The following is a 22,831-nucleotide window of genomic DNA, read 5'->3' as shown; positions in this document are numbered from 1 at the left end:
GAACCGCTCCGAAGATCGCCACCGCTCTGGCGGCACTCACCGGCGAGCCGCACCCGCTCGCCGCCTGACGCGCCTCACGCGACTGGAGAGGATTTGTCGACACCCGTCGGGCGAGCCAGCCAGCCCGGATACAACCGTGCCGGTCGACGCGGTGCGGGCACTCGCGGCCCCGACCCGAGCGCCCGCCGCCAGGCGAGTCATCGTCGACCCCCAGCGTGCGTCCGATTAGTTACACTTGTCGGTATTCCCTCCCTGAATACCAGATGTGTCCCTGGATTCCTTCACTGAGCGAGCGCTTACACTCGACAGACGACGGGCGGACTCACCGGCCGGCGCGGGACTTGAGGAGGATCGCCGGATGACCACGCTCTCGGCCGACCTGTGGCCCGACGTGCAGCCTGAGACCGCGCGCCGGCTGATGCTCGCCGGGGTGGAGTCGTTCGCCGAGCGCGGCTACCACGCCACCACTACCCGGGACATCGCCGGTGCGGCGGGGATGAGCCCGGCCGCGCTGTACGTGCATTTTCCCTCCAAAGCCGCGCTGCTTTTCGCGATCAGCCGCAACGGGCACGAGCAGACGCTCGCCCTCGTCGAGGACGTGCTCGGGCGCGTCACCGATCCGGTGGAGCGGATGCGGTTGCTGGTCGAGGATTTCGTCGCCTGGCACGCGCGGCGGCACACGATCGCGCGGGTCGTGCAGTACGAGCTGAATGCGTTGCCAGAGCAGGAATACCAGGTCGTCGCGCAGCTTCGGCGCAAGATCGAGCAGCGCGTGCGCGAGGTGATCACCGAGGGGGTCGAGTCGGGCGCGTTCACCGTCAGCGACGTCGGGATCGCGGCGCGGGCCGTGCTTTCGCTGGGTGTCGACGTCGCGCGCTGGTACAGCGAACGGACCCGGCAGACGCCCGTCGAACTCGGCAAGGAGTACGGCGAACTGGTCCTCCGCATGCTCGGCGCGAACTAGAGCGCCAGCACGAGTTTGCCGCGCGCCCGCCGGGACTGGCTCAGTTCGAGCGCGGCCCGCCAGTCGTCCAGCGGGAAAATCCGCGACACCGGAACCGAAAACCGTCCCTCCGCCGCGAGCGACGCGAACTCGCCGAGGACGTCGTAGCGCGGCCGGGCGCCCGAGCTGACGATGGTCTGGACCCCCGGGACAGCCGAGCTGAGGTCGAGCGTCAGCACGTGTTCAGGTTCTTTGACCGTGCGCACGAGTTCGCTCACCGCGCCGCTGAACGGCGCTGCGTCCAGTACGCGGCCGACCGGTCCGCCGGCCAGCGCCGTCACGCGCTCGGCGATTCCGTCCTGGTAGCCGGTGACTTCCGCGCCGAGCGCGCGAAGCGCCGGAGCGTGCGTCTCGCCCGCGGTGGCGAGTACGCGCGACCCGCGCAGCAGGGCGATCTGGGCGGCGGCGAACCCGGTGGTGGTGCCCGCGCCGTGCACCAGCAGGGTGCCGGAGCCGAGCACGTCGAGCGCCGCGTAAGCCATTCCGACGGCCATCGGCAACGCCGCGGCGTGCACGGCGTCGAGTCCGTCCGGGCGCGGGAACCACGAATCGAGCACGGCCAGTTCGGACGCGCCCGCGGTCGGGCCGGTGAACGGTGCGGTGCCGAACACCGGGGCGCCGACCTCGACGCTGGTGACGCCCTCGCCGAGCGCGTCGACCGTGCCGGACACCTCCAGCCCGATCCCGCGCGGCAGGTCGCCGGCGAACAGGCCCTCGCACAGCGCCCAGTCCGCTGGGTTCAGGCCGCACGCTTGCACCGCGACTCGGATCTGGCCCGGTCCGGGGTCCGGAGCCGCCGCGTCCTCGACCCGCAGCACGTCGGCCGCCGGACCGTGTTCGTGAAAACGAAGGGTGCGCATCCCTGCTCCTCGTGAGTGATGACAGAAGCTGACATCACTCACGCTACCAGAGTGATGACAGCATCTGCTGTCGCTACACTGGGCGCATGGCGCGATGGGAGGGCAACACCCGCAACCGGCTCGAGCAGGCCGCGCTGGAGCTGTTCGAGGAGCAGGGCTACGACCGCACGACCGTCGCGCAGATCGCCCAGCGCGCCAACCTCACCGAGCGGTCGTTCTACCGCTGGTTCGCCGACAAACGGGAAGTGCTGTTCGGCGGCAGCCAGGAACTGGAAACCGAGTTCGTGACCGCCATCGGCGCCGTCCCGCCCGGCACCCCGGCGCTGCCGACGCTGCTGGCCGCCTTCGCTGCCGCGCCGCGCGTATTCCGTCCGCGCGAATTCCTGGTGCGGCGAGCGGCGGTGCTCGCGGCCAATCCTCCGCTGCGCGAACGGGAATTGATCAAACTCGCCACCATTTCCGAAACCCTCACCAAGGCGTTGGCAGACCGCGGCATCGACGCCGATACCGCCCGGCTGGCGACTGACCTCGGACTGTCCGTCCTGCGCCTGGCCACCGAACGCTGGATGGCCGAAGAACACCGTGCCGGCAACGGTTTTCCGGAAGCGCTGTCAACGGCCGCCGCGGACCTGCTCGCCGTCGCCGCCGAGGGAATTCCCCGCTGACACTGCCCGCGCGAACCGATCCGCGATCTGGCCGAGGCGGTCCAGCAATTCCGGCGGCGCGTCCTCGACCACGAAGTCGAATTCCCACTGCGCGAGGTAAAACGGAATGTAGTCGAAGGTTTTCGCACCAGTGCGCATTCGGCAGGTTTCGTCGTCGATCGGCTCGATCACCGCCGCCGTCGGGGAAACCCGCGCCGCCAGCACCTCCGCCGGAGCCGACACCCGCAGCGTCACGATGTGCGGATACGGCGCGGTCGCGATCCGGCTCGACACATACGCGGCGAGGTCTTCCGCCGGAGGTTCCCTTGGCGTGAAACGGAAACTGGGTGTCGGGAGGCCGTCGATGCGGTCCAGCCGGAAGGTGCGCCAGTCGCCGCGGCCGAGATCCCACGCGACGAGGTACCAGCGCCAGCCGGTGTGCACGAGCCGCAACGGCTCGACGTCGCGCTCGGCCACGGCGCCCGCGTGCGTGCCGTAGGTGAACCGCAGCCGCTCGTGGTCCCGGCAGGCGGCCGCGACCACGGTGAGCAGCTCCGCATCGATCGTCGGCGCCCCGCCGGGGATTCGCACCATCGCCGAGTCCATCGCGCGCACCCGGTGCCGCAGCCGCGCGGGCAGCACCTGTTCGAGTTTCGCCAACGCCCGCACGGACGTCTCTTCGATACCGGACACTGTGCCGTTCGCCGCGGTCCGCAGACCGACCGCCACCGCGACCGCCTCGTCGTCGTCCAGCAGCAACGGCGGCAACGCCGCACCCGAACCCAACCGGTACCCGCCCGCTACCCCCGGTGTCGCATGCACCGGATAGCCGAGCTGCCGCAGCCGCTCGACGTCGCGGCGGATCGTCCGGACATCGACGCCCAACCGGCCCGCGAGGTCCGGACCAGGCCAGTCACGACGCGCCTGCAGCAGCGAGAGCAGGCGCAACAGGCGTTCGGAGGTTCCGTACATGCCGAGCACTCTGCCACGCTTCGCGGACAGCTTCCGTCCTCGATCGGCCGGACGTCGCCGCGCCGTGCGAAAGTGACGCATGCTCGACGACCTGCTCGCTGTCGCCCGCGAAGAGGCGGAAGCCGGAAAAGCCGAGGGAGGCGTGCCGATCGGTGCGGCCCTGTTCGACCGCGACGGGAAGCTGCTCGGCCGCGGCCACAACCGCCGCGTCCAGGACGGCGACCCGTCCCTGCACGCCGAAACCGCCGCGTTCCGCGCCGCCGGCCGCCGTCCGCACTACCGCGACACGATCATGGTCACCACGCTGTCGCCCTGCTGGTATTGCAGCGGCCTGGTCCGGCAATTCGGCATTCCGCACGTGGTGATCGGCGAATCCCGCACGTTCACCGGCGGCCACGACTGGCTGGCCGAACACGGCGTCCGCGTCGACCTCCTGGACGACCCGGAGTGCGTCGCGCTGATGACGGAGTTCATCGAGCGGGAGCCCGCGCTGTGGTTCGAGGACATCGGCGAGCCGGCCGACCGATGAGTCACGCCAGCGGCGAAAACTCCGTCGGCAACGCGATGATCGAGTCCGCGTCGAGGATCTCCTCCGGCGCGCCCGGCGGCGGCCACTTTCCCTTCGCGTAGAGGTCGCGCCGGATCGCGAGCCGTTCGTCGAGGCTGGCGAACGGCCAGATCTGGATGATCCGGTCCGGGCCGTCGAGCGCGTACATCACCACGGTCAGCGGATCGATCAGATGCCGCGCGGGCAACGCTTCGCGCCAGCCGTCGATCGTCGCGGTCAGCCCGCCCGGCCGGAGGTGGTAGTCGCGGATCTCGTACACCGAGCCGTACTTCCCCGGCCGCACCGGCGGAATGAACGGAAACGGCGCGAAACTCCGCAACGACAGGTCGGTCAGATAGTCGCCGCCGAACGGTCTGCGGCTGCGGCGGGCCCGCAACCGCTCCTCGTCCAGCGCTTGCTGATTCTCGAACCCGCGCAACACGACCAGCCTGCCGAGCGGACCGTTCTCCGTCTGCCAGCAGCCGAGCAGCTCGCCGTGCCCGGCGACCCACGGCAGCACGCCCTCGGCGGCTTTCGGCCCGTCGAGCAGCTGAAACGACAGAATCGCCAGCTCGTACCGGACGGCCTGCTGCTCCGGGGGCACGTCGGCACCGCTGATCCGGACCGGTTCGGTCATGACGCTCCCAGTTCGTCGGCGCTGTCCTTCCAGCCTGGCACAGCACCGCGGACGCGCTCGCTGAACAGTCCGGGTTGCCCTCCCGGCCACGCCCCGCTTCCCGATCGTCCCGCTCACCGGAGCCCCGAACCTCTCGGCGACCTCGGCGTCCTCGGTGAGGTTTTTTCCCACCCCGGCCCCTGTCTTGACACCTCTCAATGGTCTAGTCCATTGTGACTGCGCACACACTCCCCCGAGTGCCTGCGGGGCGCCGCCGCCACGTCCGGCTTCGCCAGGTGCTCCGATGACGCGTGCCGCCGGGTGCGCGTTTCCCCCGTTGGAGGACCCATGAAATCCTTGCGCCGCACCAGTGCCCGCCGGAAACTCGCCGGACGGATCGGCGTACTGGCGCTCGCCGCCGGCACCGCGTTGTCCACCGCGACCGGCACCGCCTCGGCCGCGGCCGATCCCGTTCTCGCCGCGCCGTACCTGTACCAATGGGGCGGCCAGACCGACCCGTCCGCCGCGATGGACGCGACCGGCGTCAGCGCGTTCACCCTCGCCTTCATGCTCTCCGGCGGCGGCTGCGCCCCGGCCTGGGACGGCAACCGCCCGCTCGACGGCGCCGACTCCGCGATGATCCAGAAAATTCGCGCCGCGGGCGGCGACGTGATCCCGTCCTTCGGCGGCTGGCAGGGCAACAAACTGGGCCCGAACTGCGGGTCGCCGGAGGAACTGGCCGGGGCGTACCAGCAGGTGATCGACGCCTACGCGCTCAAGGCGATCGACCTCGACATCGAAAACACCGACGAGTTCGAGAACGCGACCGTGCAGGACCGGATCCTCGGCGCGGTCAAGATCGTCAAGGACAAGAACCCGAACCTGCGGGTCGTGATCACCATGGGCACCACGCCGCAGGGCCCGAACGACTGGGGCAAGCGGCTGATCGCGCAGGCGAAGGCGCTGGGCGCGGACGTCGACGTGTGGTCGCTGATGCCGTTCGACTTCTCCGACGGCGGCGACATGGTCGCGATGACGAAATCCGCGGTCGACGGCCTGGTCGGCGAACTGAAGTCGACGTTCGGCTGGGATGACGCCACCGCCTACCGCCGCGCCGGCCTGTCGTCGATGAACGGCAAGACCGACCGCGCGGGCGAGGTCGTCTCGGTCGCCGACTTCACCGCGATCCGCGACTGGGCCGCGGAGCACCACCTGGGCCGCGTCACGTTCTGGGCGACGAACCGCGACTGCGGCGGATGCAGCGGGATCGACCAGGAGAACTACGCGTTCACGAAGGTCGTGGCCGGATACCACGGCTGACCTGCGGCCGGGCCGGCTGGGCTGCGCTTGGCCCGGCGGCTGGGCTGAGCTTGGCCGGGGTCGTCCGGGCTGCGCTTGGCCGGGCGGGCCGGGCTGACATCTGGCCGGGATCGACTGGACCGAACACGGCCAGGCGAACCGGACCGACCCCCGGCCGGGTCCCCCAGGCTCAGCTTGGCCCGGCGACTGGGCCGACCTCCGGCCGCGATCGACTTGACCGAGCGCGACGAGGCGGACCGGACTGACCCCCGGCCGGGTCCCCCAGGCTCAGCTTGGCCCGGCGACTGGGCCGACCTCCGGCCGCGATCGATTGAACCGAACACGGCCAGGCGAACCGGACTGGCCTCCGGCCGGGCGGCTGGGCTGACATCAGGCCCGGCCGACCCAGGCCGAGCCGACCGCGGCTGGTCTCAGCCGGGCTGGCAGCCGACCTGGGTCAAGGCGTCGACTCGCCTCGTCAGGGCCGGAGCATCTCGCCCAACCTGCCCAAGCCGATAACCGTCCGACCTCCGCCACACTGGCAATCACTCGGCCGATCTCAGCCGTTACCACCCAGCCGGGAGTGAACAACTCGACTGAACTGGGACATGCAGCGACTCGACTGGCCCAAACCAGGCATTCAGCCGGGTCTGGCGGTGGACTAAACCATCGTCTCAGCTGTCCACCCGGATCGATGTGGACCGCAGTCCGACGGAGCGACCGATCACCACTCCAGCCGACCCAGCAGGGTCAGTCAAGCCAGAGTGGACTGGACCATCGCCTGAGACTCACAGCCGCGCGACCCGGCAAACCTCGGCACCGGGAGCCTTCCCGCCCGGCAGGTCCCCGAGCAGCTCGTCACGCACCGTGTCCGGCTGCGGCCGAACGAGTGAAGATCAAGCAGCGGCGGTCACCGAGAGCGCGGCCACCCCGGCCTCGGTCAGTTCGGCGGGCACCCGGCCGGCGGCGGTGACTCCGGTGCCCGGGCGGACGTAGCCGCCCTTGGCGAGCGCGTGTGCGGTCATCTGGTCGCAGCAAGCGAAACCGTCGACGAACAGGTCGGGCTCACAGCTGGTGGACATTTCCGCACGCTGCTCCGCGACCGCCCTGAGCATGGCCATCGCGCGATGGGTCAGCTCGACGGTCACCCCTTCTGAACCGGACACCGAGATCGCCTTCTTCCTCGTGAGCTACTTACTCAACGTTATCGCCCATTGGGCCAAATGTGTTAACAGCCACACTGTAGCAATTCGGGAATGTGACGATCTCTAGACCTGTTCGGTTCCCGCCAGGCGAGACTCCAGCGTCCGAGCCCACTCGCGCACGATCTGCTCGCGGCGGCGGGTGTCGTCGGTGAGGAGGTTGGCGAGGCCGAGCCCGCGGCCGAGGTCGAGGGTGGCCTGGACCAGTTCGCGCACGCCCGGCCGGGATTCGTCGACTCCGAGCAGCTCGACCGCGACCCGGTGCGCCTCCCGCCCGACGCGCGCCTCAAGCGGCACGAGCACGTCGCGCAACTGTTCGTCCGTCGACGCGACGGCCCACAACTGCAACGCGGCGCGGAACATCGGCCCGGTGTAGAGGGTCAGCAGCATCTCGACGACCCACTCGATCCGCGACGCCCCGCTCGGCGACCCGGCCGCGCGCGTGCGCAGTTCGTCCAACTGGGCCTCGCCGAGCAGTTCGACAGCCGCGGCGACCAGCGACTCGCGCGTCGGGAAGTGGTGCTGCGCGGCGCCTCGGGAAACCCCGGCGCGCTCCGCGATGACCGCGACGGTGACCCCGTGCCACCCGCGCTCCCCGATGCAGTCCATCGCGGCTTCGATCAACCGCCGCCGCGTGGTGCGGCTGCGTTCCTGCTGCGGTTCGCGGAGCATCAGGCACCACCTGCCCGAGCCGCCCGCCCGGTCCGTGGCGGCACCGAGCCGCCCAGGACCCCACTCCCGGACGGGAAGCCGAGTCCAGCCATCCCGCTCCGGCAAAAGTCCGTGAAGGGCTCCTTCAGGGAATTAGATTCCCTCAAGGAGCCCTTCACGGACCGCCGGACCGGCTCGAGTCGGGCGCCAACGCTCCTCATGACGTCACCACTGCTCAATACGACTTCGGCAGCCCAAGGCTGTGCTGCCCCACGAAATTCAGCACCATCTCGCGGCTCACCGGCGCGATCCGGCCCAACCGCACGGCCGTCACCAGGCTGCCCAGGCCGTACTCGGTCGCCAAGCCGTTTCCGCCGTGAGTCTGCACCGCCTGGTCCACCGCGCGGATCGCGACCTCCGCCGCCGCGTATTTCGCCATGTTCGCGGACTCGCCAGCCGCGAAATCGTCGCCCGCGTCGTACAGCGAGGCAGCCTTCTGCGTCATCAGCTTCGCCAGCTCGAGCTCGATCTTCACCTGCGCGAGCGGATGCGCGAGCCCCTGGTGCGACCCGATCGGCGCGCCCCACACCTGCCGTTCGTTCGCGTACCCGACCGCCTTGTCCAGGGCGTACCGAGCGGTGCCCAGCGAGAACGCCGCGCCCATGATGCGTTCCGGGTTCAGGCCCGCGAACAGCTGCGCGATCGCCGCGTCCTCCTCGCCGACCAGGGCTTCCGCGGGCAGCCGGACGTCGTCCAGGAACAGCGAGAACTGGTTCTCCGGCGCGACGATGTCCATGTCGATCTTCGTGAACTCGAACCCGGGCGTGTCCGTCGGCACCACGAACAGCGCCGGCTTCAAGCGCCCGGTCTTCGCGTCCTCGGTGCGGCCGACGACGAGCACCGCGTCCGCCTCGTCGACTCCCGAAATGAACACCTTGCGTCCGGACACAATCCAGTCGCCGCCGTCCCGGCGGGCGGTCGTCGTGATCTTGTGCGAGTTGGAACCCGCGTCCGGTTCGGTGATCGCGAAGACGATTTTCTTGCTGCCGTCCGCCATTCCGGGCAGCCACTGCTTTTTCTGGTCCGACGTGCCGAAGCGCGACAACACCGTCCCGACGATCGCCGGCGACACCACCATCAGCAGCAGCGGCGAACCCGCGGCCGCGAATTCTTCGAGCACCGCGGCGAGATCGGCGATCCCCGCTCCCCCGCCGCCGTACTCCTCCGGCAGGTTCACGCCCAGATAGCCGAGCCGTCCGGCCTCGTTCCACAGTTCGACGGTCTTCTCGCCCGAGCGGGCCTTCTTCGCGTAGTACTCGTGCCCGTACTTGCCCGCCAGATCTGCCGCGGCCTTGCGCAGCGCCACCCGTTCCTCGGGCTCGACGAAGTTCATCGCGTTCATTCGGTCTCTCCCACCACAGCCAGCACCGCGCCTACCTCGACCTGTTGCCCGACCTCGACCGGCAGTTCGGCGACCACGCCGTCCGCCGGGGCCGAGATCCGGTGTTCCATCTTCATCGCTTCCAGCCACAGCAACGGATCGCCCGCCTGCACTGTGTCCCCAGCGGACACCGCGAGCCGCACGACCGTGCCCGGCATCGGCGCGAGCAGCGACCCCGCAGCCAGTGCCGCATCAGGATCGGCGAACCGCGGTTCGGCGGTCAGCGCCACCGAACCCAGCGGCGAATCCACATAGGACATCGAGTCGTGCCGCGCGACCGCGAAGGTCCGGCGCACTCCGGCGATGTCGAGGACCACCTGGTCCGCCGCGGCGGAGACCAGGCTGACATCATCGTAGCCCTCGGCGCGCAGCCCGTCGCGGGTCAGCGAGTAGACGACCTCGTACCGATTGTCGCCCTTGGCGAACACCTTGCGTTGACCGGCGGAGCGGACGTTGCGCCAGCCGCTGGGCAGCCGCCCCAGAGTGGTGGCATTGGCCCGGTTCGCCGCGGCGTCGGCCAGTGCCGCGGCCAGGGCGGACCAGCGTTCGGTGTCCACAGTGGCCAGCGGCGCGGCCAAAGCGTCCAGTCCGTGCCGGTCGAAGAACGCGGTATCCGTTTCCCCGGCGAGGAAAGCGTCGTGGCGCAGGATCCGGACCAGCAGGTCGCGGTTGGTCACCACACCGTGGATCTTCGCGCCCGCCAAGGCGCTGGCGAGCCGGCGCGCGGCTTCCGCCCGCGTGGGCGCCCACGTGATGACCTTCGCCAGCATCGGGTCGTAATGCACGCCGATCACCGAACCGGACTCGACCCCGGAGTCCAGCCGCAGTCCGGATCCAGGAGTGAATTCTCGGTCCACTCCGGACACTTCGAAGGCATGCAGCGTCCCGCTCTGCGGTTGCCAGCCGGCCGACGGATCTTCCGCATACAGGCGGACCTCGATCGAATGTCCCTTGGCCGCAGGCGGTTCGGCAGGCAATCGAGCGCCTTCGGCCACCGAAAGCTGCAACGCCACCAGATCCAGCCCGGTGACGTTCTCCGTCACCGGATGCTCGACCTGCAGCCGCGTGTTCATCTCGAGGAAGTAGAACCGGCCGTCCGGACCGGCCAGGAACTCGACGGTTCCCGCGCCGACGTAGTCGATCGCCTGCGCGGCCTTGCGCGCCGCGTCGAACAGCTCGGTGCGCATCGCTTCGTCCACAAAGGGCGATGGCGCTTCCTCGACCACCTTCTGGTGCCGACGCTGGATGGAGCACTCCCGCTCCCCCACCGCCCAGACCGTGCCGTGCGAGTCGGCGAGCACCTGGACCTCGATGTGCCGTCCGGTTTCGAGGTACCGCTCGCAGAACACCGTCGGGTCGCCGAACGCCGAGCCAGCTTCCGCCCGAGCGCTCTCGACGGCTTCCGACAACTCGTCGAGCGACCGGACGACGCGCATTCCGCGCCCGCCGCCGCCAGCGGAGGCCTTGACCAGCAACGGAAGATCGGCTTCGGTCACCGACGCCGGGTCCAATTCGGACAGCACTGGAACTCCGGCCGCGGCCATCAGCCGTTTCGACTCCACTTTGGAGCCCATCGTTTCGATCGCCGCCGGGGGCGGGCCGACCCAGGTCAGCCCGGCGTCGAGCACCGCGCGGGCAAACCCGGCGTTTTCGGACAGGAAGCCGTATCCGGGGTGGATCGCGTCGGCCCCTGCGTCCGCCGCGGCTTTGACGATCAGTTCGGCCCGCAGGTACGTCTCGCCCGGCGCGTTGCCCGGCAGCCGGACGGCGACGTCGGCTTCCCGCGCGTGCGGGGCGTCGGCGTCCGCGTCGGAGAACACCGCGACCGTGCCGATTCCGGCGTCCCGGCAGCTGCGGAACACCCGGCGGGCGATTTCGCCCCGGTTGGCGACCAGCAGATTCTGGATCATGGCCCTCACATCCGGAAGACGCCGAAGCCGCCTTCGACGCCGTTGACTGGTCCGTTGTGGATCGCCGACAGGCTCAGCCCGAGCACCGTGCGGGTGTCGCGCGGGTCGATGATGCCGTCGTCGTAAAGCATGCCGGAGAGGAACATCGGCATCGATTCCGCCTCGATCTGGTTTTCCACCATGGCGCGCATCGCGGCGTCATTTTCCTCGCTGTATTCCTGGCCTCGGCTCGCCGCCGCGGCGCGGGCCACAATGGACAGCACACCGGCCAGCTGGGCCGGCCCCATCACCGCGGACTTCGCGCTCGGCCAGGCGAACAGGAACCGCGGATCGTAGGCCCGGCCGCACATCCCGTAGTGCCCGGCCCCGTAGGACGCTCCCATGAGGACGGACAGGTGCGGCACCTTCGAATTCGACACCGCGTTGATCATCAGCGCGCCGTGTTTGATGATGCCGCTCTGTTCGTATTCCTTGCCGACCATGTAGCCGGTCGTGTTGTGCAGGAACACCAGCGGGGTGTCGATCTGGTTGGCCAGCTGGATGAACTGCGCGGCCTTCTGCGATTCCTCGCCGAACAGCACGCCCTGCGCGTTGGCCAGGATCCCCACCGGATAGCCGTGGATGCTCGCCCAGCCGGTGACCAGGCTCGGCCCGTACAGCGGCTTGAACTCGTCGAAGTCCGAACCGTCCACGACGCGCGCGATCACCTCGCGCGGGTCGAACGGGATCTTCAGGTCGGTCGGCACGATGCCGAGCAGGTCTTCGGCGTCGAACAACGGCTCGGCGTAGTCCGGTTCGGGGGCCGGGCCCTGCTTGGTCCAGTTGAGCCGCTTGATGATGCCGCGGCCTAGCCGGATCGCGTCCTCCTCGTCGACCGCGAGGTAGTCGGCGAGCCCGGAGGTGCGGGCGTGCATTTCCGCGCCGCCGAGGGATTCGTCGTCGGATTCCTCGCCGGTCGCCATTTTGACCAGCGGCGGCCCGCCGAGGAAAACCTTGGCGCGTTCCTTGACCATCACGACGTAATCGGACATGCCCGGCAGGTACGCCCCGCCCGCGGTCGAGTTGCCGAACACCAGCGCGACGGTCGGAACCTTCGCCGCCGAGGACCGCGTCAGATCCCGGAAGATCCGGCCGCCGGGGATGAAGATCTCCTTCTGCGTCGGAAGATCGGCACCGCCGGATTCCACCAGGTTGATCACCGGCAGCCGGTTCTGCGCCGCGATGTCCGCCGCCCGGAACGACTTCTTGGTCGTCCACGGGTTGCTCGCGCCGCCCTTGACCGTCGGGTCGCTGGCCGAGATCAGGCATTCGACGCCTTCCACCACGCCGATCCCGGTGATCACGCTCGCGCCGACCCGGTAGTCCGAGCCCCACGCGGCCAGCGGCGACAGCTCCAGGAACGGGGAATCCTCGTCCAGGAGCAGTTCGATCCGCTCGCGCGCCAGCAGTTTGCCGCGCTTGCGGTGGCGTTCGACGTACTTCTCCCCGCCGCCGGCGACCGCCTTGGCGTGTTCGGCGTCGATCTCCGCGAGCTTCTCCAGCATCGCCTCGCGGTTCGCGGCGAACTCGTCGGCCCGGGTGTCCACTGTGGACCTGATAGTGGTCATGCGGTGTATCCCAATCGCTTCGCGGCCAGTCCGGTCAGGATTTCGGTGGTGCCGCCGCCGATGCCGAGAATGCGGACGTCGCGGTAGTGCCGTTCCACTTCGGACTCGCGCATGTAGCCGAGCCCGCCGTGCAGCTGCACCGCCTCGTTCACGACCCATTCGGCGGTCTGCACCGCGGTATTCTTCGCGAAGCACGCCTCGGCGATCACTTCTTCGCCGGAAACGTGCCGGAGCGCGATCTGCCGGGTGTAGGTCCGGGCGACATCGACCTTGCAGGCCATCTCGGTGAGCTTGTGCTGCACCAGCTGCCGCGAGATCAGCGGACGCCCGAACGTCTCGCGCATCCGGCACCAGTCCAGCGTCAGATCGAGTGCTCGCTGTGCGTGCGCATATGCTTGCACCGCCAGCGAAAGCCGTTCGGTGACGAACTGCGTGGCTACCTGTGCGAATCCGCTGTTCTCCGCGCCGACCAAGTTCTCCGCCGGCACTCGAACGTCCGCATAAGACAGCTCCGCGGTGTCCGACGCGGCCCAGCCCATCTTCTCCAGCTTGCGCGACACCGTGAATCCAGGCGTCCCACGCTCGACCACGATCAGCGAAAGCCCGTGCGCGCCTGGCTCGCCGGTTCGGACCACAGTGGTCACGAAGTCCGCGCGGCATCCGGAGGTGATGAACGTCTTGGCCCCGTTGAGCACATACTCGTCGCCCTCGCGCACCGCGGTGGTGCGGATCCCGGCGACGTCCGAGCCGCCGTCCGGTTCGGTGACGGCCAGCGAACCGATCTTCTCGCCTTCGAGCGTCGGCCGCACCCAGCGTTCGATCTGCACCGGATCGCCGGCCTCGACGATGTGCGGCACCGCGATCCCGCAGGTGAACAGAGAAGCGAAGAGCCCGCCGGACCCGCCCGCGTAGTGCATTTCCTCGGCGACCACGAGCGCGTCGAGGTAATTGCCGTCGCCGCCGCCCGCGGATTCGGGGAACGCGACCCCGAGCAGGCCCAGCTTGCCGGCCTTGCGATGCAGGTCGCGCGGCAGTTCTCCGGCCCGCTCCCAGTCGTCCAGGTGCGGCAGCACGTCGTTCTCCACGAACCGGCGCACGGTCGCGCGCAGTTCGGTGCGTTCCGGCGTGCGGAACGGATCCACGGTCACAGCAGAGCCTCCGGAACGTCGAGTTCGCGCGCTCGCAGCCATTCGCCGAGCGCCTTCGCCTGCGGATCGAACCTGGCCTGCGACGCGACGCCGTCACCGAGAATGCCCTCGACCACGAAGTTCATCGCCCACAGGTTCGGCAGCAGATGCCGGGTGACCGGCAGGTCTTCGGTTTCCGGCAGCAGCCGGCGGAACTCCCCGACCGTGAGCCGATGCACGAGCCAGCGCCACGCTTCCTCGGACCGCACCCACACGCCGAGGTTCGCGTTGCCGCCCTTGTCGCCGCTGCGCGCCCCGGCCACGAGCCCGAGCGGGGCCCGCCGCACCCGGTCCGTCTGCAAGGGTTCCGGCAGCGCTGGTTCGTCCACTTCGGACAGCTCAAGCGTCTCGACAGCGGGCGCGATGTCCACCTTGGACCCGTCCGGCAGCACCGCGACGTGCGGCACCGCGGCAGCGTCCACATAGGCCGCCGAATAGACGCCGAACGGGGACGCGTCCGAAGGCGGTGCGGTGACGTGGAATCCCGGGTAGCTCGCGAGCGCCAGCTCGATCGCCGCTCCGCTGAACGCGCGCCCGGCGACCTTCGGATCGTTGTCCTTCACCGCGACGTGCAGCAGGGCACTGGCCCGCTCCTCGGTGTCGGCGTCCGCGTGATCGGTGCGGGCGAGCGTCCATCGAACCTCGGCCGGCGGACGCTTCGCCAGCGCGCCTTCCAGTTGTTCCCGTACCAGCGCGGCTTTTTCCTCGATGTCCAGTCCAGTAAGGACGAACGTGGTCTCGTTCCGGAAGCCGCCGAGCCGGTTGAGGCACACCTTCACCGTCGGCGGCGGCGCTTCCCCGCGCACCCCGCTGATCCGCACCCGGTCCGGACCGTCGTCCGACAGCGACAGCGTGTCGAACCGTGCCGTCACATCCGGATTCGCGTACCGCGCACCGGTGATCTCGTACAGCAGCTGCGCCGTGACGGTTCCCTTGTTGACCACGCCGCCGGTGTCCGGATGCTTCGTGATCACGCTGGATCCATCCGCGTGGATCTCCGCGATCGGGAAACCCGGCACGCCGATCGGCTGTTCGCGGAAGAACGAGTAGTTGCCGCCGGTCGCCTGCGCGCCGCATTCGATGACGTGGCCCGCCGCGACCGCGCCGGCGAGCGCGTCGTAGTCGTCGCGCGCCCAACCGAAGTGCGCCGCCGCCGGTCCGACGATCACCGACGCGTCCGTGACCCGCCCGGTCACGACCACGTCGGCTCCGGCCTTGAGGCATTCCGCGATGCCCCACGCGCCGAGATAAGCGTTGGCGGTCAACGGGTTCTCGAAACCGAACTCGTCCGCACGCGCGATCAGGTCGTCGCCCTCGACGTGCGCGACTTTCACGTCCACCCCGAGCTTGGCGGCCAGCTCGCGCAGCGCGTCGGCCAGCCCGGCCGGGTTGAGCCCGCCCGCGTTCGCGACGATCCGGACGCCCTTGTCCTTCGCCAGCCCGAGGTTCTCCTCCATTTGCCGGAGGAACGTCTTGGCGTAGCCGCGGGCCGGGTCCTTCATCCGGTCGCGGCCGAGGATGAGCATGGTCAGCTCGGCGAGGTAGTCGCCGGTCAGGACGTCAAGCGGGCCGCCGGTGAGCATTTCCCGCACGGCGGAGAACCGGTCGCCGTAGAACCCGGACGCGTTCCCGACCCGCAATGGCGCGCTCACGCGAACTGCCCCGGCTCGCGCCCCGCCCCGGGCGGCCCCGCGAACGCCTGCGCGATGCCCAGCCATTCCTCGACCTCCGCGCCGGTCGCGACGAGATCGGTGTCCGCCGGATGCCGCCGCTGCGTCACGACGAGGCAGAAGTCCAGCGCGCCGCCGGTGAGCCGCTGCTCCGCGTCCTCCGGCCCGAACGCCCACGTGCTGCCGTCCGGCGCGGCCAGCTCGACCCGGAACTCTTCGGCCGGCGGCGCGAGCGAGTGGAGTTTGTACGCGAAATCGCGCGTGCGTGTGCCGAACCGGGCGATGTGCCACAGCCGTTCGGTGGGCTCGCGCGTGACGCCGAGCGCGTCGGCGATGTCCTGGCCGTGCGCCCAGGTCTCCATCATCCGCGCGGTCGCCATCGACGCCGCACTCCTCGGCGGGCCGTACCACGGCAGCTTCTGCCCCTCCGGCACCGCGGCGAGCGCCTCGGCCAGCGCAGTCCGTCCGGCCCGCCACTGCGCCAGCAGCTCGCCCGGAGGCAGCTGAGCGCCTTCTTCGGCACCCTCGTCGACGTAGTTTTCGCCGATGCTCAACAGGTTTTCGACCTCGGCCTGCCAGTCCTCCGGCCGGCTCGCGGAGATCAGCGATTTGCCGTCGGTCCACGCCAGATGCGCGATCTGATGCGCGATCGTCCACCCCTTCGCCGGGGTGGGCCGGGCCCACTCCTCGGCGGGCAGCCCGGCGACCAGGTCGTCGACCGCCTGCGATTCGGCCGCGAGATCCCGGAGGATCCCCGCGAGATCAGCCATTCCTGCGCCTCCCTGCGTCCGCCGCACCACCTCGTGCGGACCCAGGGTGACCCCTGGCGAGAGAAAAATCAAGCGCGCCTGATTGTTTTGGTGCGAACAACGTGCCGTGAAGGACTCCTTGGGGGAATCTGATTCCCTCAAGGAGCCCTTCACGGACCGCGGGTCAGCGCGAGGTGTCGATCACGCAGAACCGGTTGCCTTCCGGATCCGCCAGCACCACGAAGTCCGGATCCTTCGGGTAATGCGGCCAGTCGACCCGCCGCGCGCCAAGCCCGACCAGCCGCTCGACCTCCGCGGCCTGGTCCGCGGCGTCCCCGGCGTACAGGTCCAGATGCACCCGCGGCACCTCCTGCACCGGCACCGAACTCCGCTGGAACGCGATCCGCGGTCCCGGACCGCCGGAAGGCTGCAGCACGACGAAGTCCGTTGCGTCGTCTCGCCGCACGTATCCCAGCGCCGTGCCCCAAAACGAGACCGCGCGCTCCATGTCCTCGACTCCCAGCACCACCGTGCCCACCGTCAGCATGCTCCGAGCATGCCCGCGCGAGAGCAGTCCAAGCGTTATTGACGCCCCGAAAACAAGGCTCTACCGTCCTCCCATGGACTCCTACGCGGAGATCGCCTACGAGGTCGCCGCCAAGGTCGCGACCGTCCTGCTCGACCGGCCCGAAGCCCGCAACGGCTACACGATCCGGATGGCCGACGAACTCGCCGACGCGCTCGACCGGGCCGACCGCGACGAGGACGTCCGCGCGGTCGTGCTCGGGACCACCGGCAAGGACTTCTCCGTCGGGGCCGATCTCTCCTCCGGCGGCTTCGACTTCGGCGACCGCCCGCCGGACGGCTGGCAGGAACCCGCGGGCCGCGTGTCGAAGCGGATCTTCACCATGAACAAACCCGTGCTCGCCGCGTTGCGCGGGGCGTCCGTCGGCGCGGGCATCACCATCACGCTGTCCTGCGACTACCGGTTCGCCTCCACCGATTCCAAGTTCGGCTTCGTCTTCACGCGCCGCGGGATCTACCCCGAGGGCGCGTCCGCGTGGTTCCTCCCCCGCCTCGTCGGGATGGGCACGGCCGTCGACTGGATGGTCAGCGGGCGGCTCTTCGGCCCCGGCGAAGCGCACCAGGCCGGGCTCGTCCACCAGATCCACGACCCCGACGACGTCCTCGCGCAAGCGCAAGCCAAAGCGAAGGAGATCGCTGAGACCACCGCTCCGGTCGCCGTGGCGGTCACCCGGCAGCTGCTCTACCGGATGGCCTCGGCCCCGTCCCCCTTCGACGTCCACCAAGTGGACTCGAAGCTGATCTCCCAGCTCGGCTCGAACCCCGACGCGGTCGAAGGCATCGCTTCCTTCTTCCAGAAACGCCCGCCCGAGTTCCCGTTGCGCGTGGACCGCGACCTGCCGCCGTACCTGCCCTGGATCAGCGGATGACCGAGTATCCGCCCGAACCGTGGCACCTCGTCGCCGACGCGTGCGTCTCGATGTGGCGCGTCCCCGTCGACGAGCTGCCCGCGTTGCCCGCGGAACCCCTGGTCCTCGCCAAGCAGGCGGCCGTCTTCACCGCCTGGATCGACTACCTGCCGTCGGGCCAGCTGAGCTACCACGAACTCCTGTCCTGCGTCGCGGTGCGCGGCCGCGGGCTCGCCGCGTCGATCACCGACATCTGGGTGGACAGCGAGATCTCGCGCGCGGGCGGGCGCGAACTCTGGGGCATTCCGAAGGAACTGGCGGCCTTCACCTTCACCGGCGGACGCACCTTCACCGCGGCGACCTCCGACGACTGGATCGCCACCGCCGCCTTCACCCCGCGCGGCGGGCTTCCGATCACTCTCCCGGTACGCTTCGAGATCGCCCAAGACCGCGGCGGCAGTCCGCTGCGCACCCCGGTCGAGTGGCGTTCGAAGCCCCGCGCGGCGGCCGCGGACTGGTCGGTCAACCCCGCCGGGCCGCTGGGCTTCCTTGCCGGGAAACGGCCCGTGGCCAGCGCCGCACTGACCGCGACGAAGCTCCGTTTCGGATCTTGCCCTCGGTGATCGGATAACCCGCCAGGGTGAGACCGACACGCCATACCTTGGGGCCCGTGCGAGCCTCCACCCCAACATGTAGTCTCTGGGAACCGGCAGCCCCCAGCGACGGGGAGACCGCTTGAGGAGGGCGGCCGGACTGTTTCGACGAAACCGCAGCGCATGGCCTTGACCGGCCGTGTGCCGCTGCAACGCGCCCATTTCGAGGAACTGTTGGAGACACGCATGTCAGTGGAAACCGGTCAGCGGCCGCCGTCGGCGGCGGAGGGGGCCCCGAGCGCGGTCCGCGTCATCCGGCGGGACGGAAGCGTCTCGCCCTTCGACGCGGCCAAGATCTCGGTGGCGCTGACCAAGGCCTTCCTCGCGGTCGAGGGCGGCGACGCCGCCGCGTCCTCCCGCGTGCACCACGTGGTCGCGGAGCTGACCGGACAGGTCGAGGCGGCTCTGCTGCGCCACACCGGCCCGGAGACCGCGCTGCACATCGAGCAGATCCAGGACCAGGTCGAACTCGCCCTGATGCGCGGCGAGCACCACAAGGTCGCCCGCGCCTACGTGCTGTACCGCGAAGAGCGCGCGAAGGCCCGCGAGGCCGCCGCGCCGGCGTCGGCCGAGGTCGCGCTGAACGTCAAGGCCGCCGACGGATCGCTGCGCCCGCTCGACTGGGCGCGCGTCTCGCACGTCGTCGGCGAGGCCGTCGCCGGGCTCGAGGACGTGTCCGCCGAGCCGGTGCTGGCCGAGGCCAAGCGCAACCTCTACGACGGCATCACCGCCGACGAACTTGCGCTCGCGCAGATCATGGCCGCGCGCGTGCTCGTCGAGCAGGAGCCGAACTACTCGTTCGTGTCCGCCCGGCTGCTGCTGGACAAGCTGCGCGGCGAAGCGCTGAGCTACCTCGCCGGCGCCCCGCGCCAGGCCAGCCAGGACGAGATGGCGAGCGAGTACGCGCCGTACTTCCGCGCCTACCTGCGCCGCGCCGTCGAACTCGAACTCGTCGACGCCGAGCTGACCACGTTCGACCTGGACAAGATCACCGCCGCGATCCGCCCCGAGCGCGACCTCGACTTCGGCTTCCTCGGCCTGCAGACCCTCTACGACCGGTACTTCCAGCACCACGACGGCGTGCGGTTCGAGCTGCCGCAGGCGTTCTTCATGCGCGTCGCGATGGGCCTGGCGATCCGCGAGGACAACCGCGAAGCCCGCGCGATCGAGTTCTACGAACTGCTGTCGACGTTCCACTTCATGGCGTCCACCCCGACGCTGTTCAACAGCGGCACCAACCGCGCCCAGCTGTCGTCCTGCTTCCTGACCACCGTGGACGACGACCTGGACTCGATCTTCCAGGCGTACAAGAACAACGCGCTGCTGGCCAAGTACTCCGGCGGCCTCGGCAACGACTGGACCCCGGTCCGCGGCCTCGGCGCGCACATCAAGGGCACCAACGGCCAGTCCCAGGGCGTCGTGCCGTTCCTGAAGATCGCCAACGACACCGCGGTCGCGGTCAACCAGGGCGGCAAGCGCAAGGGCGCGGCGTGCGCGTACCTGGAGACCTGGCACGTCGACATCGAGGAATTCCTCGACCTGCGCAAGAACACCGGCGACGACCGGCGGCGCACGCACGACATGAACACCGCCAACTGGGTCCCGGACGAGTTCCTGCGCCGCGTCGAGGCGAACGCCGAGTGGACGCTGTTCTCGCCGAACGAGACGCCGGATCTGCACGACCTCTACGGCAACGCGTTCGCGCAGCGCTACCGCGAGTACGAGGCGGCCGCCGCGCGCGGCGAGATCAAGGTGTTCCGCAAGGTCCGCGCGGTCGAGCTGTGGCGGCGGATGCTGACCATGCTGTTCGAGACCGGGCACCCGTGGATCACCTTCAAGGACCCGTGCAACCTGCGCTCGCCGCAGCAGCACGTCGGCGTCGTGCACTCGTCCAACCTGTGCACCGAGATCACGCTGAACACGACCACCGACGAGGTCGCGGTCTGCAACCTCGGCTCGGTGAACCTGCTCAAGCACGTCACCCCTGAAGGCCTCGACACGAAGCGGCTCGAGAAGACCGTACGCACCGCGGTCCGCATGCTCGACAACGTGATCGACATCAACTTCTACACGATCCCGGAGGCGCGCCGTTCCAACCTGCGCCACCGTCCGGTCGGCCTGGGCATCATGGGCTTCCAGGACGCGCTGTTCGAGCTGGGCGTGCCGTTCGCGTCGGAAGAAGCGGTGAAGTTCGCCGACGTCTCGATGGAGCACCTCTCCTACTACGCGATCTCGGCCTCGACCGACCTCGCCGAGGAGCGCGGGCAGTACCAGACGTTCGAGGGTTCCTTGTGGAGCAAGGGAATCCTGCCGATCGACTCGATGCAGCTGCTCATCGACGCCCGCCAGGGCGACGGCCTCGACGTCGACACCTCCACGACGCTGGACTGGGCCCCGCTGCGCGAGCGCGTCAAGACCGTCGGCATGCGCAACTCGAACGTGATGGCGATCGCGCCGACCGCGACGATCTCCAACATCTCCGGCGTCGGCCAGTCGATCGAGCCGCTGTTCCAGAACCTGTACGTCAAGTCGAACATGTCCGGCGACTTCACCGTCGTGAACCCGCACCTGGTCAAGAGCCTCAAGGCGCGCGGCCTGTGGGACGAGGTCATGGTCAGCGACCTGAAGTACTTCGACGGCAGCCTCGGCCAGATCGACCGCGTCCCGGACGACCTCAAGGCGCTGTACGCGACGGCCTTCGAGATCGAGTCGAAGTGGATCGTGGACGCCGGTTCGGTGCGGCAGAAGTGGATCGACCAGGCGCAGTCGCTGAACCTCTACATCGCGGCGCCGAGCGGCCGCAAGCTCGACGAGCTGTACCGCTACGCCTGGCACAAGGGCCTCAAGACCACGTACTACCTGCGGGCGCAGTCCGCGACGCACGTGGAGAAGAGCACCCTGCGCGGCACCGACGGCAAGCTGAACGCCGTCTCCGCCACCCCGGCCCCGGCTGCTCCGGCCGCCGCGGTTCCGGCTGCCGCGCCTTCCCCGGCGCCGTCGCCGTCGCCGTCCGCCGCGGTTCCGGCCGTCTCCCCCGCGCCGTCGCCGTCGCCCGCCGCGGCCGTCCCGGCGGAGCCGAAGGAGATGCCGAAGACCGACGTCGACTTCGTCGCCGCCGAGGGCGCGGCCTGCCGGATCGACGACCCCGACTGCGAAGCCTGCCAGTAACGCCTCGTGAGCGGCTATGCCGGTTAGAACCGGCATAGCCACTCACGACCCCCGACTCCCAAGGTGACCCTGAATGACCAACGTGGAAACGACGGACGCGACCGGCCTCGGCGAGATCGAGGTCGGCGCGGCCCGGATCAACGTCGACGACAAGCGGATGATCAACGCGCGCGCCGACGTCAACCAGCTGCTGCCGATGAAGTACCGGTGGGCCTGGGACAAGTACCTCGCGGCGTGCAACAACCACTGGATGCCGACCGAGGTCGCGATGCAGGCCGACATCGCGCTGTGGAAGTCGCCGGACGGCCTCACCGAGGACGAGCGGCAGATGCTCAAGCGCAACCTCGGCTTCTTCGCCACGGCGGAGTCCTTGGTGGCCAACAACATCGTGCTCGCGGTGTACCGGCAGATCACCAACCCGGAGTGCCGCCAGTACCTGCTGCGCCAGGCCTTCGAGGAGGCCGTGCACACGCACACCTTCCAGTACATCTGCGAAAGCCTCGGCCTGGTCGAGGGCGAGCTGTTCAACATGTACCGCGAGGTGCCGTCCATTTCGGACAAGGACGCGTGGGCGCTGAAGTACACGCAGAACCTGGAGAACCCGGACTTCGAGACCGGCACGCCGGAGGCCGACCAGGCGTTCCTGCGCGACCTCGTAGCGTTCTACGTGATCTTCGAGGGCATGTGGTTCTACACCGGTTTCGCGCAGATCCTCTCGCTGGGCCGGCGGAACAAGATGGTCGGCATCGCCGAGCAGTACCAGTACATCCTGCGCGACGAGTCGATCCACCTGAACTTCGGCATCGACTGCATCAACCAGATCAAGATCGAGAACCCGCACCTGTGGACCGAGGAGTTCCAGGCCGAGGTGCGCGGGATGCTGCAGGAAGCGTGCGAGCTGGAAGTCGCCTACGCCCGCGACACCATGCCGCGCGGCATGCTCGGGCTGTCGGCCGACCTGTGCGAGCAGTACATGCACTTCATCACCGACCGGCGCGCGCAGCAGATCGGCCTGCCCCCGATCTACGGCGAAAACGAGAACCCGTTCCCGTGGATGTCGGAGGCAATGGACCTTAAGAAGGAGAAGAACTTCTTCGAGACCCGCGTCATCGAATACCAGTCCGGCGGCGCGCTGGACTGGGACTGATCCCACGCTGAAAGCGGCCACGCCCCGGCCCCATCCGGGGTGTGGCCGCATTGCTATACCCCAGGAACCGAA

General features: G+C 69.3%; 20 protein-coding genes. 8 read left to right on the top strand and 12 right to left on the bottom strand.

Annotated elements, in window-relative coordinates:
* Nucleotides 1-358 precede the first annotated feature (358 nt).
* A complete protein-coding gene (locus L942_RS12685; RefSeq protein ID WP_037359303.1) occupies nt 359-964 on the top strand; it encodes a TetR/AcrR family transcriptional regulator in 606 nt (201 codons plus the stop codon).
* On the opposite strand, the gene L942_RS12680 is transcribed toward L942_RS12685, so the two are convergent.
* Complete coding sequence (locus L942_RS12680) at nt 961-1,863, bottom strand: NADP-dependent oxidoreductase (protein WP_037359302.1); 903 nt, start codon at nt 1,861-1,863, stop codon at nt 961-963. The genes L942_RS12685 and L942_RS12680 overlap by 4 nt on opposite strands.
* 86 nt (nt 1,864-1,949) lie before the next feature.
* Here L942_RS12680 and L942_RS12675 point away from each other — a divergent pair, with 86 nt between their 5' ends.
* On the top strand, nt 1,950-2,528 hold the full coding sequence (locus L942_RS12675; protein ID WP_037359299.1) for a TetR/AcrR family transcriptional regulator: 579 nt from the start codon (nt 1,950-1,952) through the stop codon (nt 2,526-2,528).
* Here the strand turns inward: L942_RS12675 and L942_RS12670 are convergent.
* Complete coding sequence (locus L942_RS12670) at nt 2,475-3,479, bottom strand: helix-turn-helix transcriptional regulator (RefSeq protein WP_037359297.1); 1,005 nt, start codon at nt 3,477-3,479, stop codon at nt 2,475-2,477. The two genes, L942_RS12675 and L942_RS12670, sit on opposite strands and share 54 nt — an antisense overlap.
* A gap of 79 nt (nt 3,480-3,558) precedes the next feature.
* On the opposite strand from L942_RS12670, the gene L942_RS12665 reads away from it, so the two are divergent.
* Entirely contained in the window at nt 3,559-4,008 is a 450-nt protein-coding gene (locus L942_RS12665) for a nucleoside deaminase (protein WP_037359295.1), read from the top strand.
* A 1-nt stretch (nt 4,009) separates the two neighbouring features.
* Here L942_RS12665 and L942_RS12660 read toward each other — a convergent pair whose 3' ends face one another.
* Nucleotides 4,010-4,663, bottom strand: a complete 654-nt coding sequence (locus L942_RS12660) for an NIPSNAP family protein (protein WP_051165904.1) — start codon at nt 4,661-4,663, stop codon at nt 4,010-4,012.
* Between the two features lie 327 nt (nt 4,664-4,990).
* Between L942_RS12660 and L942_RS12655 the strand changes: the two genes are divergently transcribed.
* Nucleotides 4,991-5,962, top strand: coding sequence for a chitinase (locus L942_RS12655; protein ID WP_051165903.1), 972 nt, complete (start codon nt 4,991-4,993; stop codon nt 5,960-5,962).
* Nucleotides 5,963-6,837: 875 nt separating this feature from the next.
* Here L942_RS12655 and L942_RS12650 read toward each other — a convergent pair.
* From L942_RS12650 to L942_RS12610, 9 genes are all read right to left on the bottom strand, one after another.
* Nucleotides 6,838-7,107, bottom strand: a complete 270-nt coding sequence (locus L942_RS12650; protein WP_037359293.1) for a hypothetical protein — start codon at nt 7,105-7,107, stop codon at nt 6,838-6,840.
* A 102-nt stretch (nt 7,108-7,209) separates the two neighbouring features.
* Nucleotides 7,210-7,815 carry a TetR/AcrR family transcriptional regulator gene (locus L942_RS12645; protein ID WP_037359291.1) on the bottom strand — a complete coding sequence of 202 codons (606 nt, stop codon included), beginning with the start codon at nt 7,813-7,815 and terminating at the stop codon, nt 7,210-7,212.
* Between the two features lie 214 nt (nt 7,816-8,029).
* Entirely contained in the window at nt 8,030-9,196 is a 1,167-nt protein-coding gene (locus L942_RS12640) for an acyl-CoA dehydrogenase family protein (RefSeq protein WP_081655040.1), read from the bottom strand.
* Nucleotides 9,193-11,145 (bottom strand): acetyl/propionyl/methylcrotonyl-CoA carboxylase subunit alpha, encoded by a 1,953-nt coding sequence (locus L942_RS12635; protein ID WP_037359289.1) that lies wholly within the window; start codon nt 11,143-11,145, stop codon nt 9,193-9,195. The genes L942_RS12640 and L942_RS12635 overlap by 4 nt, the downstream gene beginning before the upstream one ends.
* Nucleotides 11,146-11,150: 5 nt before the next feature.
* Nucleotides 11,151-12,752: an acyl-CoA carboxylase subunit beta gene (locus L942_RS12630; RefSeq protein ID WP_051165902.1), complete on the bottom strand. Its 1,602-nt coding sequence runs from the start codon at nt 12,750-12,752 to the stop codon at nt 11,151-11,153.
* Nucleotides 12,749-13,942 (bottom strand): acyl-CoA dehydrogenase family protein, encoded by a 1,194-nt coding sequence (locus L942_RS12625; RefSeq protein WP_051165901.1) that lies wholly within the window; start codon nt 13,940-13,942, stop codon nt 12,749-12,751. Before L942_RS12625 ends, L942_RS12630 begins: the two co-directional genes overlap by 4 nt.
* Nucleotides 13,897-15,591 carry an acyclic terpene utilization AtuA family protein gene (locus L942_RS12620; RefSeq protein WP_037359280.1) on the bottom strand — a complete coding sequence of 565 codons (1,695 nt, stop codon included), beginning with the start codon at nt 15,589-15,591 and terminating at the stop codon, nt 13,897-13,899. The genes L942_RS12625 and L942_RS12620 overlap by 46 nt, the downstream gene beginning before the upstream one ends.
* Entirely contained in the window at nt 15,588-16,379 is a 792-nt protein-coding gene (locus L942_RS12615) for a TIGR03084 family metal-binding protein (RefSeq protein ID WP_037359278.1), read from the bottom strand. The genes L942_RS12620 and L942_RS12615 overlap by 4 nt, the downstream gene beginning before the upstream one ends.
* Nucleotides 16,380-16,542: 163 nt before the next feature.
* The gene (locus L942_RS12610) at nt 16,543-16,905 is read right to left on the bottom strand and encodes a VOC family protein (protein WP_037359275.1); all 363 of its coding nucleotides are present in this window, start codon (nt 16,903-16,905) and stop codon (nt 16,543-16,545) included.
* A 73-nt stretch (nt 16,906-16,978) separates the two neighbouring features.
* Here L942_RS12610 and L942_RS12605 point away from each other — a divergent pair, with 73 nt between their 5' ends.
* The 4 genes from L942_RS12605 to L942_RS12590 all read left to right on the top strand — a co-directional run bounded on the left by L942_RS12605 (nt 16,979) and on the right by L942_RS12590 (nt 22,759).
* Nucleotides 16,979-17,812, top strand: coding sequence for an enoyl-CoA hydratase-related protein (locus L942_RS12605; protein WP_037359273.1), 834 nt, complete (start codon nt 16,979-16,981; stop codon nt 17,810-17,812).
* Nucleotides 17,809-18,414, top strand: coding sequence for an acetoacetate decarboxylase family protein (locus tag L942_RS12600; RefSeq protein WP_037359270.1), 606 nt, complete (start codon nt 17,809-17,811; stop codon nt 18,412-18,414). The genes L942_RS12605 and L942_RS12600 overlap by 4 nt, the downstream gene beginning before the upstream one ends.
* A 216-nt stretch (nt 18,415-18,630) precedes the next feature.
* Nucleotides 18,631-21,612: a ribonucleoside-diphosphate reductase subunit alpha gene (locus tag L942_RS12595; RefSeq protein WP_037359377.1), complete on the top strand. Its 2,982-nt coding sequence runs from the start codon at nt 18,631-18,633 to the stop codon at nt 21,610-21,612.
* A gap of 73 nt (nt 21,613-21,685) precedes the next feature.
* Nucleotides 21,686-22,759, top strand: a complete 1,074-nt coding sequence (locus L942_RS12590) for a ribonucleotide-diphosphate reductase subunit beta (RefSeq protein ID WP_037359267.1) — start codon at nt 21,686-21,688, stop codon at nt 22,757-22,759.
* The last annotated feature ends 72 nt before the right edge of the window (nt 22,760-22,831 follow it).

Origin of the sequence: Amycolatopsis orientalis DSM 43388 (assembly GCF_000411975.1) — a bacterium.
GTDB lineage: Bacteria > Actinomycetota > Actinomycetes > Mycobacteriales > Pseudonocardiaceae > Amycolatopsis > Amycolatopsis orientalis_D.
This window is presented reverse-complemented; position numbering and strand designations above follow the sequence as displayed.